General features: G+C 67.6%; 16 protein-coding genes and 1 pseudogene. 6 read left to right on the top strand and 11 right to left on the bottom strand.

Features of this window, described 5'->3' with window-relative positions; all coding sequences use genetic code 11:
• From QZ753_RS01970 to QZ753_RS01935, 8 genes and pseudogenes are all read right to left on the bottom strand, one after another.
• Window positions 1–644: pseudogene (locus QZ753_RS01970) on the bottom strand (histidine kinase); the annotation flags it as partial.
• 317 nt (window positions 645–961) lie between these two features.
• Window positions 962–2,362, bottom strand: coding sequence for an adenosylhomocysteinase (ahcY, locus tag QZ753_RS01965; protein WP_294640721.1), 1,401 nt, complete (start codon window positions 2,360–2,362; stop codon window positions 962–964).
• Window positions 2,363–2,480: 118 nt separating this feature from the next.
• Window positions 2,481–2,816 (bottom strand): HPr family phosphocarrier protein, encoded by a 336-nt coding sequence (locus QZ753_RS01960; RefSeq protein ID WP_294640719.1) that lies wholly within the window; start codon window positions 2,814–2,816, stop codon window positions 2,481–2,483.
• A 38-nt stretch (window positions 2,817–2,854) separates the two neighbouring features.
• Window positions 2,855–3,256, bottom strand: a complete 402-nt coding sequence (locus QZ753_RS01955; RefSeq protein WP_055893695.1) for a PTS sugar transporter subunit IIA — start codon at window positions 3,254–3,256, stop codon at window positions 2,855–2,857.
• Window positions 3,257–3,436: 180 nt separating this feature from the next.
• Complete coding sequence (locus QZ753_RS01950) at window positions 3,437–3,904, bottom strand: HPr kinase/phosphorylase (protein WP_294640717.1); 468 nt, start codon at window positions 3,902–3,904, stop codon at window positions 3,437–3,439.
• Window positions 3,901–5,616, bottom strand: coding sequence for a sensor histidine kinase (locus QZ753_RS01945; protein WP_294640729.1), 1,716 nt, complete (start codon window positions 5,614–5,616; stop codon window positions 3,901–3,903). Before QZ753_RS01945 ends, QZ753_RS01950 begins: the two co-directional genes overlap by 4 nt.
• Before the next feature lie 94 nt (window positions 5,617–5,710).
• Window positions 5,711–6,415, bottom strand: coding sequence for a response regulator transcription factor (locus QZ753_RS01940; RefSeq protein ID WP_294640715.1), 705 nt, complete (start codon window positions 6,413–6,415; stop codon window positions 5,711–5,713).
• Window positions 6,416–6,605: 190 nt separating this feature from the next.
• Window positions 6,606–7,085: a pyridoxamine 5'-phosphate oxidase family protein gene (locus QZ753_RS01935; RefSeq protein ID WP_294640713.1), complete on the bottom strand. Its 480-nt coding sequence runs from the start codon at window positions 7,083–7,085 to the stop codon at window positions 6,606–6,608.
• A 298-nt stretch (window positions 7,086–7,383) separates the two neighbouring features.
• Between QZ753_RS01935 and QZ753_RS01930 the strand changes: the two genes are divergently transcribed.
• The 6 genes from QZ753_RS01930 (at window position 7,384) to QZ753_RS01905 (ending at window position 11,740) form a co-directional block, all read left to right on the top strand.
• Complete coding sequence (locus tag QZ753_RS01930; RefSeq protein ID WP_294640712.1) at window positions 7,384–8,994, top strand: phosphoenolpyruvate carboxykinase; 1,611 nt, start codon at window positions 7,384–7,386, stop codon at window positions 8,992–8,994.
• A gap of 123 nt (window positions 8,995–9,117) precedes the next feature.
• Window positions 9,118–9,561: an alternative ribosome rescue aminoacyl-tRNA hydrolase ArfB gene (gene arfB, locus QZ753_RS01925; protein WP_294640710.1), complete on the top strand. Its 444-nt coding sequence runs from the start codon at window positions 9,118–9,120 to the stop codon at window positions 9,559–9,561.
• Window positions 9,562–9,687: 126 nt separating this feature from the next.
• Window positions 9,688–10,245: a fasciclin domain-containing protein gene (locus tag QZ753_RS01920; RefSeq protein ID WP_055893676.1), complete on the top strand. Its 558-nt coding sequence runs from the start codon at window positions 9,688–9,690 to the stop codon at window positions 10,243–10,245.
• 86 nt (window positions 10,246–10,331) lie between these two features.
• Complete coding sequence (msrB, locus tag QZ753_RS01915) at window positions 10,332–10,823, top strand: peptide-methionine (R)-S-oxide reductase MsrB (RefSeq protein ID WP_294640707.1); 492 nt, start codon at window positions 10,332–10,334, stop codon at window positions 10,821–10,823.
• Window positions 10,824–10,992: 169 nt separating this feature from the next.
• Window positions 10,993–11,448 (top strand): Hsp20 family protein, encoded by a 456-nt coding sequence (locus tag QZ753_RS01910; protein ID WP_055893670.1) that lies wholly within the window; start codon window positions 10,993–10,995, stop codon window positions 11,446–11,448.
• Window positions 11,449–11,491: 43 nt separating this feature from the next.
• On the top strand, window positions 11,492–11,740 hold the full coding sequence (locus QZ753_RS01905; protein WP_055893667.1) for a DUF1150 domain-containing protein: 249 nt from the start codon (window positions 11,492–11,494) through the stop codon (window positions 11,738–11,740).
• Between the two features lie 68 nt (window positions 11,741–11,808).
• Here the strand turns inward: QZ753_RS01905 and ptsN are convergent, their stop codons facing one another.
• The 3 genes from ptsN to rpoN all read right to left on the bottom strand — a co-directional run bounded on the left by ptsN (window position 11,809) and on the right by rpoN (window position 14,611).
• On the bottom strand, window positions 11,809–12,273 hold the full coding sequence (gene ptsN, locus QZ753_RS01900; protein ID WP_090963873.1) for a PTS IIA-like nitrogen regulatory protein PtsN: 465 nt from the start codon (window positions 12,271–12,273) through the stop codon (window positions 11,809–11,811).
• Window positions 12,274–12,419: 146 nt separating this feature from the next.
• Window positions 12,420–12,995, bottom strand: coding sequence for a ribosome-associated translation inhibitor RaiA (raiA, locus tag QZ753_RS01895; protein ID WP_090963871.1), 576 nt, complete (start codon window positions 12,993–12,995; stop codon window positions 12,420–12,422).
• Window positions 12,996–13,159: 164 nt separating this feature from the next.
• A complete protein-coding gene (gene rpoN, locus QZ753_RS01890) occupies window positions 13,160–14,611 on the bottom strand; it encodes an RNA polymerase factor sigma-54 (protein ID WP_294640702.1) in 1,452 nt (483 codons plus the stop codon).
• Window positions 14,612–14,698 lie beyond the last annotated feature (87 nt).

Below are 14,698 nucleotides of genomic sequence, written 5' to 3'. Positions count from 1 at the left end.
CGCTCGTCGGCGTCGCGCACCCACATCGGCAGGGGCGCCGCGTCGAACAGCGACTGCATCGTCTCGATCATGCCGTTGGTGCGGGCGTTCTCCACTTTAAGCGCCGCCAGTTCCTCGCGCAGGCCCGACAGTGGGGCGAAGCGCACGGTGGCGAGCGCGCCGACGGTGCGGCCCGAGGCCTCGATCAGCCGCCCGTCCGGGCGCTCGATCTCGAGGCGGAAGGGCTCGGCGCGGGTGCGAAGCTGCGCGATCGCGGCTTCCAGCCGGCGCGCCTCGCCGGCATCCATCCAGCCGGAGAAGTCGAGGAAGCCGGTGGAGTCACTTGGAACGCCGAGATTCTTCGGCAGCGTCCCGATGATGTCCGGAGCGCCGGTGCCGGCATAGACGACGAGGCGCTGATGATCGTCGGTGAGGAGGCCGGCCCGCCGGTCGGCCTCGGTCAGCGCGTCGGCGAGGTCCGCGCGGAGGCGGACGTTTTCCTCGGCGGTCGCCGCCTGCTGGCGGATCAGCCAGAAGGCCGCGATCATCGCCGCGCCGATCGTCAGGGCCACGAGGGCGAGATAGAGGAGCGGCTCGGCGGCGAGCGGCTGGGCTTCGGCCTGCGCCCGCGCTGGACCGTTGCCGAGAACGAGGACCGCCGACACGAGCACCGGAGCCCACGCATCGCGTCGCCGCCTGCCGTTCCGGCCAGCTTTCATTGAGCAGGTCCCCCGACCCGCCTCCTGCACTGATTCGCGCGTCCGCATCGCGTCCTTTCAGCCGCCCCTCGATCGAGGCGGGTGTCCCCGTAGCGCCCCCGCTCCCCAACGGCAGGCTTGGGCGCGAATCTAAACGGTGGATAACCGTCCGCAAAGCGTCGATCGGACACGCATCCGAAAAAAGAAAAGGCGCCGGGGGGCTTGCCCCCGACGCCCTCTTGCTATGCGGCCTCCCGTCTTTGCGAAGGGCAGCCGATCCGCCGTCAGTAGCGGTAGTGCTCGGCCTTGAACGGGCCCTGCGGGGTCACGCCGATATAGGCGGCCTGATCCTCAGAAAGGGTCGAAAGCCGGGCGCCGAGCTTGTCGAGATGGAGGCGCGCGACCTTCTCGTCGAGGTGCTTGGGCAGGACGTAGACCTGGTTCTCGTACTTCTCGCCCTTGGTGAAGAGCTCGATCTGCGCCAGCGTCTGGTTGGTGAAGGACGCCGACATCACGAAGGACGGGTGGCCGGTCGCGTTGCCGAGGTTGAGGAGGCGCCCTTCCGACAGAAGCAGCATGCGCTTGCCGTCGGGGAAGGTCACCATGTCGACCTGCGGCTTGATGTTGGTCCAGGTGAGGTTGCGAAGGCTCGCCACCTGGATCTCGTTGTCGAAGTGGCCGATGTTGCCGACGATGCACATGTCCTTGACGGTGCGCATCGTGTCGAGCGTCACGACGTCCTTGTTGCCGGTGGTCGTGATGATGATGTCGGCGGTCGGCGCGGCATCCTCGAGGGTGACGACCTCGAACCCGTCCATCGCCGCCTGCAGCGCGCAGATCGGATCGACCTCGGTCACCTTCACGCGGGCGCCCGCGCCCTGCAGCGAGGCGGCCGAGCCCTTGCCGACGTCGCCGTAGCCGCAGACGACCGCGACCTTGCCGGCCATCATCACGTCGGTCGCGCGGCGGATGCCGTCGACGAGCGATTCCTTGCAGCCGTACTTGTTGTCGAACTTCGACTTCGTCACCGAGTCGTTGACGTTAATCGCCGGGAAGGGCAGGAGGCCGCGCTTCTGGAGCTGATAGAGGCGGTTGACGCCGGTCGTCGTCTCCTCCGTCACGCCCTTGATGGCGTCGCGCTGGCGGGCGAAGAAGCCGGGGGTGGCCGCGAGGCGCCTGCGGATCTGCGCGAAGAGGACCTCCTCCTCCTCAGAACCCGGGTTCGACAGGACGTCCTCGCCGGCTTCCGCGCGCGCGCCGGTCAGGATGTACATCGTGGCGTCGCCGCCGTCGTCGAGGATCATGTTGGAGGGCTCGCCGTCCGGCCACTGGAAGATCCGGTCGGTGTAGTCCCAGTACTCCTCGAGGCTCTCGCCCTTGACGGCGAAGACGGGCGTGCCGGTCGCGGCGATCGCGGCCGCGGCGTGGTCCTGCGTCGAGAAGATGTTGCACGAGGCCCAGCGGACCTTGGCGCCGAGCGCCTGCAGCGTCTCGATCAGGACCGCGGTCTGGATGGTCATGTGCAGCGAGCCGGTGATGCGCGCGCCCCGCAGCGGCTGGTCGGCGCCGAACTCCTCGCGGCAGGCCATGAGGCCCGGCATCTCGGTTTCCGCGATGTCGAGTTCCTTGCGGCCCCAATCGGCCAGCGAAAGATCCTTGACGACGAAATCGCCCGTATTGGCCATGCGGAAGCTCCTTGGATGGGGCAGCAGGGCTCGGCCGAGCCGTCCGGTGCCGCCGTTCAAGGCGCTTCCTTAGCAGGAGAGAGGATATAAGGAAATCCTTATATCGTTATCTCGTCGGTCAGCAGTCCTCGCCGAACCGGTCCGCCACCAGCGCCGAGATCGCCGCCACGGCCTTGTCGGCGTCGTGGCCCTCGGCGCGCACGTCGATCGTGGTGCCCTGGCCGGCCGCCAGCATCATCAGGCCCATGATCGACTGGCCGCCGACCGACAGGCCCTCGCGCGAGATGGTGATGTCGCAGTCGAACTGTTCGGCGAGCTGCACGAACTTGGCCGAGGCGCGGGCATGAAGGCCCTTGCGGTTGACGATGGTCATCGTCTGCTCGATCGGCCCGGCGGAGGGCGAACCGGCGTGGGACGATTCGGACGGCGAGGGGAAGTGTTCTGACTTGTCCATGGCTCGGCCGCCGATGATCCGTTGAACCTGTTCGAGGGCTACTTGCCGCTGAGAATGCGGCTTGCGACGGCGATGTACTTGCGGCCGGCGTCCTGGGCGGCGACGAGCGCGTCGGCCATCGGCTTCTCGCCGCGAACGCTGGCGAGCTTGATCAGCATCGGCAGGTTGACGCCTGCGAGGACGTCGATGTTGCCTTCGTCCATCACCGAGATGGCGAGGTTGGACGGGGTGCCGCCGAACATGTCGGTCAGGATGATCACGCCCTTGCCGCGCTCGGCCTCGCGGACCGCCTGGAGGATGTCCAGCCGCCGCTGTTCCATGTCGTCGTCCGGACCGATGCAGATGGTCTCGAACGCCTCCTGGCGGCCGACCACATGTTCCACGGCGAGCTTGAATTCACGCGCGAGCTGGCCATGCGTCACCAGCACCAGTCCAATCATACGTCGACCATCCCGGACTCCGCCACTTCCCTGTGCAACGGATTGTGCGCTTGCGGCCAGATTGCTGCAAGACGCAGCAAGTCACACCCCTCGGAATCTTTCCAAACAAGCGTCGAACCCCCGCATTTCGGGGTTTTCTGCCCATTCACGAAGCCGCGACGCGAATGCTGCGACGCGATATCAACCGGTGCGCGTGGCGGACCAGAACGAAGGGGTCGCGACGAGGGTGAGAAGAACGTCGGCGGCAAAGGACGGATCGCGCTCGGGCAGCGCGATCCGGCGGATCCCGATCCCCGACAGGATCACGGCACCGTCCTCCGGAAGGCGTTCGATCGATCCGCGCGGCACGAGATCGACGACAAGATCGAGACCCGTCTCAGCGAGGTACGGCTTTGACAGAATGCCGATGCCGCGCACCTCGATCAGTCCGGCGGTGGCTGTCGGAGCCGCAGCGTAAAGTCGCCCGCCGCGCGGCTCGACGAAGACCTGATCGTCGGCGACGAGGACGGCCTCAAGGCTCACAGTGGCGCCTCGGGCGAGAGCGGAGAGCGCGAGCGAGGACTTGCCGCTGCCCGAAGGGCCGCGAACGAGAAGGCCGCGCCCGCCGAGGCGCAGCGCGCTCGCATGGAGGTTGACCCTCGCGCTCACGTCTCGGCCGGAAGCTCGACGGTGAAGCGGGCACCCGCGATGGCGCCGGGGGCCTTGGGATCGGCCATGTTCTCCGCGCGAATCTCGCCGCCGTGTGCCTCGACGATCTGGCGCGAAATGGAGAGACCGAGACCGGAGTTCTGGCCGAAGGACTCGGCACCCGGACGGTCGGTGTAGAAGCGCTCGAAGATGCGGTCGATCTTCTCGGCCTGGATGCCGGGCCCGTTGTCCTCGATGGTGACGACGCAGGCGCGCGCGCGGCGCTGCAGGCGCACGCTGATGTGCCCGCCCGTCGGGGGCACGAAGGAGCGCGCGTTGTCGATGAGGTTGGTGAAGACCTGGCTGAGGCGCAGATCGTGGCCGGCGACGCGGTAGGTCTTGCCGGGCGGCGGGGCTGTGATCGTCAGCGCGATCGTGATCGACTGCTCGGGCTTCAGATGAGCGCGGGCGCCGTCCACAACCGAGCCGACGAGGCCGGCAAGATCCACCTCGCCGGCGACCTCGCGCGCGAGTTCGGCGTCGAGGCGCGAGGCGTCGGCGATATCCGTGATCAGCCGGTCGAGGCGCTTCACGTCATGCTGGATCACGGCGAGCAGGCGCTCGCGCGAGCTTTCGTTGCGCGCGAGCGGCAGCGTCTCGACGGCCGAGCGCAGCGAGGTGAGGGGGTTCTTCAGCTCGTGGCTGACGTCGGCCGCGAAGCTCTCGATCGCGTCCATGCGCGCGTAGAGCGCGTTGGTCATGTCGCGGATGGCGGAGGCGAGGTGGCCGACCTCGTCGGCGCGGTCGCCGAAGTCGGGGATCTCCTCGCGCGCCGTGACGCCCCGGCGCACGCGGATCGCGGCGGCCGACAGGCGGCGGAGCGGGGTCGCGATGGTGGAGGCGAGGAGCGCCGACAGGATCACGGTCACCATCGCGGCGACCGCGAAGGTGCGCACGATCGCCATGCGCTCGGCCTGCACGATCTTGTCGATGTCGCCCCCTTGTGTCGACAGAAGGAGGACGCCGAGCACCGCGCGAAAGCGCTGGATCGGCACGGCGACCGAGACGATGAGCTCGCCGTTCTCGGTGGAGCGGACCAGCGCGCGGGGGCCGCCGGTCAGCGCGCTCATCACCTCGGGATAGGTCGAGCCCGACCCGCCCGGCGTCTCCTTGTAGACCGGCAGGTCGCCATGGCCGAGAAGGCGGCCCGTCTCGCGGCTGATCCAGGCGAAGATCCCGGTTTCCTCTTCGCTCTCCACCGGCGGCAGGTCGTAGCGCAGGATCTGGCCGCGCGAATAGAGATGGCGGGAATCGAGGATGAGGTTGGCGTCGCGGTCGTAGAGGCGCGCGCGCGTACGGGTCGGCGAGATCAGGCGCCGCAGGAGCGGAGCGACGCGCTCGGGATTGATCGGAAAGTCGAGCGATTCCGACTGGTCGGGATTGGGCTGCAGCGTCGCGCCCGCCTGCAGCTCCAAGAGCTTTTCCGGGTCGACGGTGATCGAATCCGTCTCGACCGTCGCCGAGGAGGCGATGGCGCTCGCGATGATCTCGCCCTGCGTCAGGAGGCTTTCGACGCGCGCGTCGATCAGTCCGGCGCGGAACTGGTTGAGATAGAGGATGCCCGAGACGAGGACGATCAGCGCGACGAGGTTGAGGAAGACGATGCGCCGCGTCAGCGACGAGAACACGGAGTGACCGAGAACGCGCCGGGCGCGGATCAGGAGCCGGCGCACGATGGGCTTGCGCCGCCAGCGACCGACGCGCCGGCGTGCGGCCGCCGCGCGTCCCGTCTCGGATGTGTCCGTCGCCGTCAAGGCCGGCGGCCCGTCAGACTTCGCGGAAGCGATAGCCCACGCCGTAGAGCGTCTCGATCATGTCGAAGTCGTCGTCGATCGCCTTGAACTTCTTGCGAAGGCGCTTGATGTGGCTGTCGATCGTGCGGTCATCGACGTAGACCTGCTCGTCGTAGGCCGCATCCATCAGCGCGTCACGGCTCTTCACGACGCCGGGGCGCTGGGCAAGCGAGTGCAGGATCAGGAACTCGGTGACGGTGAGCGTCACCGGCTGGCCCATCCAGGTGCAGGTGTGGCGCTCCTGGTCCATCACGAGCTGGCCGCGCTCGAGCGAGGATTCGGGCGCCGCCCCCGGCTTGCCCGCCACCGCCTCGCGCGGGGCGCCGCGCCGCAGGATCGCGCGCACGCGCTCGACGAGAAGCCGCTGCGAGAAGGGTTTGCGGATGTAGTCGTCGGCCCCCATCTTGAGACCGAAGAGCTCGTCGATCTCCTCGTCCTTCGAGGTCAGGAAGATCACCGGCAGGTCGCTCTTCTGGCGGAGGCGACGCAGGAGCTCCATGCCGTCCATGCGCGGCATCTTGATGTCGAAGATGGCCAGATGCGGCGGCCGGGCCGACAGGCCCTCCAGCGCCGAGGCGCCGTCGGTGTAGGTCTCGACCCGGTAGCCCTCGTTCTCCAGCGCGATCGACACGGATGTCAGGATGTTGCGGTCGTCATCCACCAGCGCGATCGTCGGCATCTCGTCTCAACTCCTGTTCCGGCGGGCGGGCGCTCGCCTTCGACTGAGCGAAGCGCCGGAAACGCCCGGTATCCGCATCGTCGCCGACGCGGACCCGATTCCCTGTCTGAAGGGGAAATGTGGCGTTCGTGGCGCTTTTGCAACGCCTAAAGCATTTCCGCGTCCCGTCGGAACGCCCGCGCGAGCCGATTCAGAGGTCGACCTTGATGTTCTCCGTGGTGTCCGGCCGCGGCTTGTCGCCGACATAGGCCTTCGCAAACTCCCAGGCCTGCGAGATCTTGTTCGAGGTCACGTCCCAGATTTCGGCCTGATGCGGGCGGACCACGAGGATCGCCGTGTCCGGCCCGTTCTTCCCGCCCGGCATCCAGGCTTCGGCCTCTGCGTCCCACGCCTCCTCGATGCGGGCGCGATCGGTCGTCACGCTCGCGGTGCCGGAGACGGCGACATACTCTTCCTTCTTCACGAAGGAGCAGGCGACCTGATCGTCCGCCTGGATCTCGTCCACCTTGTGGGAACTGCGGTCGGTGACGAACAGGATCTCGCCGCGCTCGCGCGAGATCTTCGGCGCCATCGGGCGCGAGCGCAGCTGCCGGCCGTCGCGCGTCGTGACCATGCAGGTCTCGAAGTCGCCGATCATGTCCCAGAACTTCTCGGTTGCCGCCTCGGCCATCTCTCGTCCTTTCTTGCCTGAAACTCGGCCCTTCAACGCGCCGGGCGGCGAAAAGTGCCCCGGCACGCGGCAGAACCCTCAGGATCGGCGGCGAAAGGCGAAATTATTTTTGCTTGGGTTAATCCGATTGAAGCCAAGCGTTGAACCGATTTAGATGGGTCCTCTCATGTTTTAAATCGTTTGATATTGAGAAGGCCATGTATTTCTGCAGCTTTTCGACAGTTGCCGCGCGCCGGCATCGGCGATACTTGCTTGGCTCATGCCGGGGCGGCCCGGTGTTTTTTCGAGGAGCAGGCACATGGATGAATTCGGGCTCCGCAATCCCGATCGCGGCATCGAGACGACCGGCCTCGCGAACGTGTCGTCCCTGCGCTGGAACCTTTCCGAGAGCGAACTCGTCGAGACCGCGGTGCGGCAGGGCGAGGGAATGCTGACCGCGCACGGCGCGCTGGTCGTGACCACCGGCCAGCACACCGGCCGCAGCCCCAAGGACAAGTTCGTCGTTCGCGACGAGACCACCGAGGACCGCATCTGGTGGGACAACAACAAGCCGATGGCGCCGGACGCCTTCGAGCGCCTCTATGCCGACTTCAAGGCGCATGCGGAGGGGCGTGACCTCTTCGTGCAGGACCTCGTCGGCGGCGCCGACAAGGACAATGCGATCAAGGCCCGCGTCGTCACCGAGTTCGCCTGGCACTCGCTCTTCATCCGTAACCTTCTGATCCGCCCGGAGCGCGCCGAGCTCGAGAGCTTCGTGCCGGAGCTGACGATCATCGACCTGCCGTCCTTCAAAGCGGATCCCGAGCGTCACTGCTGCCGCACCGAGACGGTGATCGCCTGCGACTTCACGCGCAACATCATCCTGATCGGCGGCACGACCTATGCCGGCGAGATGAAGAAGTCGGTCTTCACGGTCCTCAACTACCGCCTGCCCGAGACCGGCGTCATGCCGATGCACTGCTCGGCCAATGTCGGGGCCAACGGCGACGCGGCCGTGTTCTTCGGCCTGTCCGGCACCGGCAAGACGACGCTGTCGGCCGACCCGAAGCGTACGCTGATCGGCGACGACGAGCACGGTTGGGGCGAGAACGGCATCTTCAACTTCGAGGGCGGCTGCTACGCCAAGACGATCCGCCTTTCGGCCGAAGCCGAGCCGGAAATCTTCGCCACGACGCGCATGTTCGGCACGGTCCTCGAGAACGTGATCCTCGACGAGCGCCGCGTGCCCGACTTCGAGGACGGCCGGCTCACCGAGAACACGCGCGCCGCCTACCCGCTGCACTTCATCCCGAACGCCAGCGAGACCGGCCTCGGCGCGCACCCGAAGAACATCATCATGCTGACGGCGGACGCCTTCGGCGTGATGCCGCCGATCGCCAAGCTGACCCCCGAACAGGCGATGTACCACTTCCTGTCGGGCTACACGGCCAAGGTCGCGGGAACCGAGAAGGGCGTGACGGAGCCCGAAGCCACCTTCTCGACCTGCTTCGGCGCGCCGTTCATGCCGCGTCATCCGGCCGAGTACGGCAACCTCCTTCGCGACCTCATCGCGAGCCACGGCGTCGATTGCTGGCTGGTCTCGACCGGCTGGACGGGCGGGGCCTACGGCACGGGCCGGCGCATGCCGATCAAGGCGACGCGCGCACTTCTGGCCGCCGCGCTCGACGGCTCCCTGAAGAACGCGGAGTTCCGCACCGATCCGAACTTCGGCTTCCAGGTGCCGGTGGCGGTGCCGGGCGTCGACAGCGCGATCCTCGACCCGCGCTCGACCTGGAGCGATCCGGCCGCCTACGACCGGCAGGCCAACAAGCTCGTCGGCATGTTCCGCGCGAACTTCGAGAAGTTCGAGGATCACGTCGATGCGGGCGTCGTCGACGCCTCGCCGGCGCTGGCGCTCGCCGCCGAGTAACGCTCAAGACCTCTGGGAGGAGGCCAGGGGCTCGCGACCTTCGGGTTGCGGGCCCCTGTCGTTTGCGGCAACCACGGGGAGAGGGCGGCGTTGCCGCCGCGAACGCTCGAGGAGACGCGACCCATGGCAGAGCCCGGTTCCGCCAAAGGCCTGCCCGTGAACGCCCGCATCACCATTCCCGACGACGAGCTCGATGAGAGCTTCATCCGCTCGGCCGGGCCCGGCGGCCAGAACGTCAACAAGGTGGCGACCGCGGTCCAGCTGCGCTTTGCGGGTGCGGCGTCCACGGTCCTCGGCGACGAGGTCAAGGCGCGCCTCCTGCGGCTGGCCGGTCAGCGCGCGACCAAGGCCGGCGAGGTGCTGATCGAGGCCTCGCGCTTCCGCACGCAGGAGCGCAACCGCGAGGACGCGCGCGAGCGCCTCGTCGCCCTCGTCCGCGAAGCGCTCGTGCCGCCCCCGCCGCCGCGCAAGAAGACGCGCCCGACGCGCGGCTCGGTGGAGCGGCGCCTCGAGGCCAAGAAGGGGCGTTCCACGGTCAAGCGGATGCGCGGTCGCGTCGACGACTGAAGGCTCCGATCACGGGGTCTTAAAGAAAATTTGAGGCCGGGCGTTTTTTTCTGCATCCGGCGCATCAATGTCCTCGTAGCTCCTGACGCCCCTCGATGGGAGGGCCCCAACAGGGGAAACGAACCCATGATCTCCAAGCTGTTCCGCAGTGTCGTCGTCGCCTCGCTCCTCCTCGGCACGGCCGGTGGCGCGATGGCTCAGGGCAAGAGCGTGATGGTCGGCGGCGCGCCGATGTACGCCTCCAAGACGATCGCCGAGAATGCCCCGAACGCCAAGAACCTCAAGACGCTGGTGGCAGCGGTGAAGGCGGCCGGCCTCGTCAAGACGCTCGACGGCAAGGGTCCCTTCACGGTCTTCGCGCCCGACGACAAGGCCTTCGCCAAGCTGCCGGCCGGCACCGTCGAGATGCTGGTGAAGCCCGAGAACAAGGCGATGCTGACGAAGATCCTGACCTACCATGTCGTCCCGGCAAAGGCGACGGCCGAGGCGGCGATGAAGATGATCAAGGACGACGGCGGCAAGCATGTCGTGAAGACCGTCGAGGGCGAGACCCTGACGCTCGCCATGAAGGGCAAGAAGCTGACGATCACCGACGCCAAGGGCAATGTCGCGACCGTCACCCAGGCCGACGTGATGCAGAAGAACGGCGTCGTGCACGTCATCGACACCGTACTGATGCCCTGATCAAGGCCTATGGATTACCGACGGCCCCGCCTCCACATGGGGGCGGGGCCGTTTCCGTTTCATCCGCCACCCACGGGAGCCATGCCATGCAGCGTCGACAGTTCCTTCTCGGCTTCGCGGCCTTCGGGCTCGGGGCTTCGGCCTTCGCGCTGCGGGGCGGGGGCGCGGCCCACGCCGAGACCTTTCCCTTCACCTTGAGCGATGCCGACTGGAAGAGCCGCCTGACCTCGGACCAGTACGCGGTGCTGCGCCAGGAGGCGACCGAGCGGCCCTATTCGAGCCCGCTCAACAACGTGAAGACGAGCGGCCTCTTCCACTGCGCGGGCTGCGACAACGCGCTCTATTCCTCCGCCACGAAGTTCGATTCCGGTACGGGCTGGCCGAGCTTCTGGGCGCCGGTCGCCGGCGCCATCGGCAACCGGACCGACTACGTCCTGGTCTATCCGCGCACCGAGGTGCATTGCGCCCGCTGCGGCGGCCATCTCGGCCACGTCTTCGACGACGGACCGCCGCCGACCGGCAAGCGCCACTGCATCAACGGCGTCGCCATGCAGTTCAAGCCGGGCCCGGTGACCTGAGAGGAACAAGCCTTCGTCAATCTTTGCGGCGCTCAATGATGACGGGGCCGCGGAAGGGCGGCGCGCATTGAACGCAGCTCTTCGGGTCGCCATATCTCTGACAGGTCGAGCGGGGTGCCGCATCAGGGCCCCGACCGACAAGTCGCTTGAGACAAGGGCTTGCCGTGACATGAACAGGATGACGCCGTTTTCCAGTCCGCTGCTTCTCGGTTTCGACGGGGTGGAGCGGATGCTCGAGCGGATGGGCAAGGCCAGCGATGGCTATCCCCCGTTCAACATCGAGCGCATCCGTGCCCCGGGCGAGCGCGAAGGCGCTGCGCGCGACGGGACCGGCGGGGAACCCGCCATTCGCATCACGCTTGCGGTCGCCGGCTTCCAGACGGAAGACCTCGAGATCACGACGGAAGACAACCAGCTGACGATCCGGGGCTCGCAGAGCGACCGGGAGGAGCGCGATTTCCTTCACCGGGGGATCGCCGCACGCCAGTTCCAGAAGAGCTTTCTCTTCGCGGACGGCATGCGCATCCTCGGCGCCCAGCTGAAGAACGGTCTTCTGATGATCGATCTCGTGAAGCCCGAGCCAGAGCGCGTTGTGAAAAAGATCGAGATTACCGTCGAGGATTGAAACCTCGGACCCGATCTCCCGTTTGCCTCTGCAGGAGACGCCCATGACCCGTACGAATTCGATCACCCCGTCCGACCTCGCCTCCATCGGCGAAGGCCATCTGGCTTATCTGCGCCGCATGTCCTCCGACGACATTCGCGCCCGTTTCCCCTCCGCCCAGTCGATCCGTCCGGGGCTGAAGCTCTGGGCGCTGTTCTCCGCCGACGGAACGCCGCTGGCGGTCTCCGACGACCGCGGTTCGATCCTGGCGAGCGCTACCGAGAACGAACTGCTGACGGTCAGCATTCACTGACTTGGCAGCGATAAGCCGATGAGAGACCGGCCGGACCCTGTCCGCGCCGGTTTTTTTCTGCGCGCTCGTCAGGCCGCGTGCGGCGGCGCCTGATGGGTCATCAGGTGGTGGAGCGAACTCGCGTCGCGCGAGGCGCGCAACTCGTTCACCGTGCGCGGATCGCGCAGGAGGCGGGCGATCTTTGAAAGCGCCTTGAGGTGGTCGGCGCCCGAGCCTTCCGGCGCGATCAGGAGGAAGACGAGGTCCACGGGCTGGTCGTCCAGCGCCTCGAAGTCGATCGGCTTGGCAAGGCGCGCGAAGACCCCCTGGATGCGCTGGACACCTGAGATCTTGCCGTGCGGAATGGCGATGCCGTGGCCGATACCGGTCGAGCCGAGCTTCTCGCGGGCGATCACGGTCTCGAAGATGTCGCGTGCGTCGAGCCCGCTCAGCGCGGCGGCGCGCTCGGAAAGGTCCTGCAGCACCTGCTTCTTGGAATGCGCCTTCAGCGAGGGAAGGATCGCGTCCTCCCGGATCAGTTCGGCCAGCTCCACGTCGTCAATGCCTTCCGCTCAACCGGTCCGCGCAGCCCTCGGCGGGGATGATCGTGCCGGACAAACCTTGCGCAGCCCTTCCCGGACACGCCGATAAACGTCGGCCGGACCTTTTGGGGTCCGGCCGATCGTCCGTGCGGCGGGTATCAGACCCGGGCCCGCAATGTCGAGGGGTCGATCCAGCCGACGTTGCCGTCCGGGCGGCGATAGACGATGTTGACCTCCTCCGTGGCGCCGTTCTTGAACACCACGACCGGCCCGTCTCGGCGGTCGAGTTCCATCACGGCGCTGGCGACGCTCATCGTGCCCATGACGAGCGAGGTCTCGGCGATCACCGCGGGCGCGAAGTCCTCCGGCACCTCGTCATCCTCCTCGGGCACCGAGCTGATGACCGTGTAGGCAATCTCGCGCGATGCCGCTGCGTTCGCCTTGTGGTCCTTCAGGCGGCGCTTGTAGCGTCGCAGGCGCTTCTCGATCTTTTCGGACGCTTCGGTGAAGCTCGATTCCGGGTCGTGGGTATCGGCGGTGGCCTGAAAGTCGACGCCGCTGTCCAGATGGAGCGTGATGTCCGCGCTGTAGCGCGCGCCCTCCTTGGACAGAACGGTGGCGCCGGAGAAGTTTCCGTCGAAGTACTTGGCGACCAAGTCGTTCAGCCGATCCTCGATGCGCGAGCGAAAGGCTTCGCCGACGTCCATGTGTCGGCCTGATACGCGAAGTCCCATTCGTGTCTCCTTCCATTCGTCCGGCGACGGGCCTTCGAAGTCTCTTGGTCGCCGTCATATCGAAGACTTCGCGCGACCATTTCGTTCCGGCCTGCCGGGGGAATCATTCGATCCCAAATCGGTGACGGGGCCAAGGCCCGCGCGCTCGAAAATCCCGGAACGCGTCAGACGGCGAGCCGGCGCGCCTTCATCTCGCGGCGCCGCTGCACCGAGGAGGCGATGCCGAGCGCCTCGCGGTATTTGGCGACGGTGCGCCGGGCGAGATCGATGCCCTCCTCCTTCAGCCGCGCGGCGATATCGTCGTCGGACAGGACGCCGCCGGCGCCCTCCGCGGCGACGAGCGCGCGGATGCGCAGCTTCACGCTCTCGGCCGAATGCGCGTCGCCCCCGTCGCTGGCGGCGATCGCCCCGGAGAAGAAGGCCTTCATCTCCATCGTCCCGCGCGGTGTCGCGAGATACTTGCCGGCCGTGACGCGGCTGATCGTCGATTCGTGCATGCCGACGGCCGCCGCCACGTCCATCAGCGTCATCGGCTTCAGATGGCCGCCGCCGCGCGACAGGAAGGCGCTCTGCTGGCGCACGATCTCGTCGGCGACCTTGAGGATCGTGCGCGCGCGCCCCTCGAGCGAGCGCTGCAGCCAGCCGGCGGACTGCCGGCACTGGGCGAGGAACGTGCGCTCTTCGGCGCCTGCCGCCCCGCCACGCTCCAGATGCACCCGAAGGCGCGGGAAGGCCTCCGGGTTGAGCGACACCCGCCAGCCGTTCGGCGCGCACGCCTCGCGCGTCACGACGGCATCGGGCACGACGACCGCCGGAGCCGCGAGCGAGAAGGCGGAGCCCGGCCGCGGATCGAGCCCGCGGATTTCGCCGAGGATGTCGAGAAGCTCCGCCTCGCTCTCACCGGTGAGGCGCGAGAGGGCGGCAAAGTCCCGCTTGGCGAGAAGCGGCAGGTTGGCGACGACGGTCGCCATCACCGGGTCGAAGCGGTCTTGCCGGCGCAGCTGGATGGCGAGGCAGTCCTCCAGCGAGCGGGCGAAGAGGCCGGCCGGCTCGGCCTCGTCCTGCAGGCGGACGAGAAGCGGCAGGAGATCGGCGGGCAGACCAAGGTCGGCATCGAGGAAGCCGGAGGCGTCGAGATCGGCGAACCAGAGCTCGGCCAGCCGGCGCTCCTCGCCCTGCGGAAAGACCTCCGCGATCTCGGCGAGCGCATGGGCGTGCAGCGAGGGCGCATCCTCGCCGATCCGGTCCTCCCAGGACCCCGCATCGGGGCCGGGGGCGGCAGAGCCCATGCCGCGCGCGTCGAGAAGACGGTCCGCGGCGTCCGGATGACGCTCGCCCTCCGGCCCGGCGCCGTCCCGGAACGCCGAACCGTCGTCCTGCCAGCCGGAGAGCGGCACCGGGTCGGCGGCCGGCAGGGCGGGCTCCGCCGGCGGCGGCGGCGGGGCGACTTCGGCAGGGGCCACGAGTTCGAGAAGCGGGTTCGCGTCGGCCTCGCGCTGCAGGAAGGCGAGGAGCTCGACGTGGTGGAACTGCAGAAGACGGATCGACTGCAGGAGCTGGGGCGTCATCGTGAGCGACTGGCTCTGACGCACCTGGAGGTTCATCGACAAGTTCACGGCGATCCTCCCTCCCAAGGCGCCCCGTCAGCCAGGGGCAAGCCTCGGAAGGAAACTGGTCCGCATCTTGCTTGTCAAGAAAAACGC

The sequence above is a fragment of the uncultured Aureimonas sp. genome (genome assembly GCF_913775355.1).
In the GTDB taxonomy this organism is placed as follows: Bacteria; Pseudomonadota; Alphaproteobacteria; order Rhizobiales; family Rhizobiaceae; genus Aureimonas.
The sequence above is the reverse complement of the archived record's forward strand: the minus strand, read 5'-3'. Positions and strand labels throughout refer to the sequence as shown.

What these genes read in the sequence shown, in the direction of transcription:
- QZ753_RS01935 (WP_294640713.1), bottom strand. Translation starts at nt 7,085, where the DNA reads ATGGCCGAGGCGGCAACCGAGAAGTTCTGGGACATGATCGGCGACTTC.
- raiA (WP_090963871.1), bottom strand. Translation starts at nt 12,995, where the DNA reads ATGGGACTTCGCGTATCAGGCCGACACATGGACGTCGGCGAAGCCTTT.
- msrB (WP_294640707.1), top strand. Translation starts at nt 10,332, where the DNA reads ATGCAGCGTCGACAGTTCCTTCTCGGCTTCGCGGCCTTCGGGCTCGGG.
- ahcY (WP_294640721.1), bottom strand. Translation starts at nt 2,362, where the DNA reads ATGGCCAATACGGGCGATTTCGTCGTCAAGGATCTTTCGCTGGCCGAT.
- QZ753_RS01930 (WP_294640712.1), top strand. Translation starts at nt 7,384, where the DNA reads ATGGATGAATTCGGGCTCCGCAATCCCGATCGCGGCATCGAGACGACC.
- QZ753_RS01960 (WP_294640719.1), bottom strand. Translation starts at nt 2,816, where the DNA reads ATGGACAAGTCAGAACACTTCCCCTCGCCGTCCGAATCGTCCCACGCC.
- QZ753_RS01955 (WP_055893695.1), bottom strand. Translation starts at nt 3,256, where the DNA reads ATGATTGGACTGGTGCTGGTGACGCATGGCCAGCTCGCGCGTGAATTC.
- QZ753_RS01920 (WP_055893676.1), top strand. Translation starts at nt 9,688, where the DNA reads ATGATCTCCAAGCTGTTCCGCAGTGTCGTCGTCGCCTCGCTCCTCCTC.
- arfB (WP_294640710.1), top strand. Translation starts at nt 9,118, where the DNA reads ATGGCAGAGCCCGGTTCCGCCAAAGGCCTGCCCGTGAACGCCCGCATC.
- QZ753_RS01940 (WP_294640715.1), bottom strand. Translation starts at nt 6,415, where the DNA reads ATGCCGACGATCGCGCTGGTGGATGACGACCGCAACATCCTGACATCC.
- QZ753_RS01905 (WP_055893667.1), top strand. Translation starts at nt 11,492, where the DNA reads ATGACCCGTACGAATTCGATCACCCCGTCCGACCTCGCCTCCATCGGC.
- QZ753_RS01910 (WP_055893670.1), top strand. Translation starts at nt 10,993, where the DNA reads ATGAACAGGATGACGCCGTTTTCCAGTCCGCTGCTTCTCGGTTTCGAC.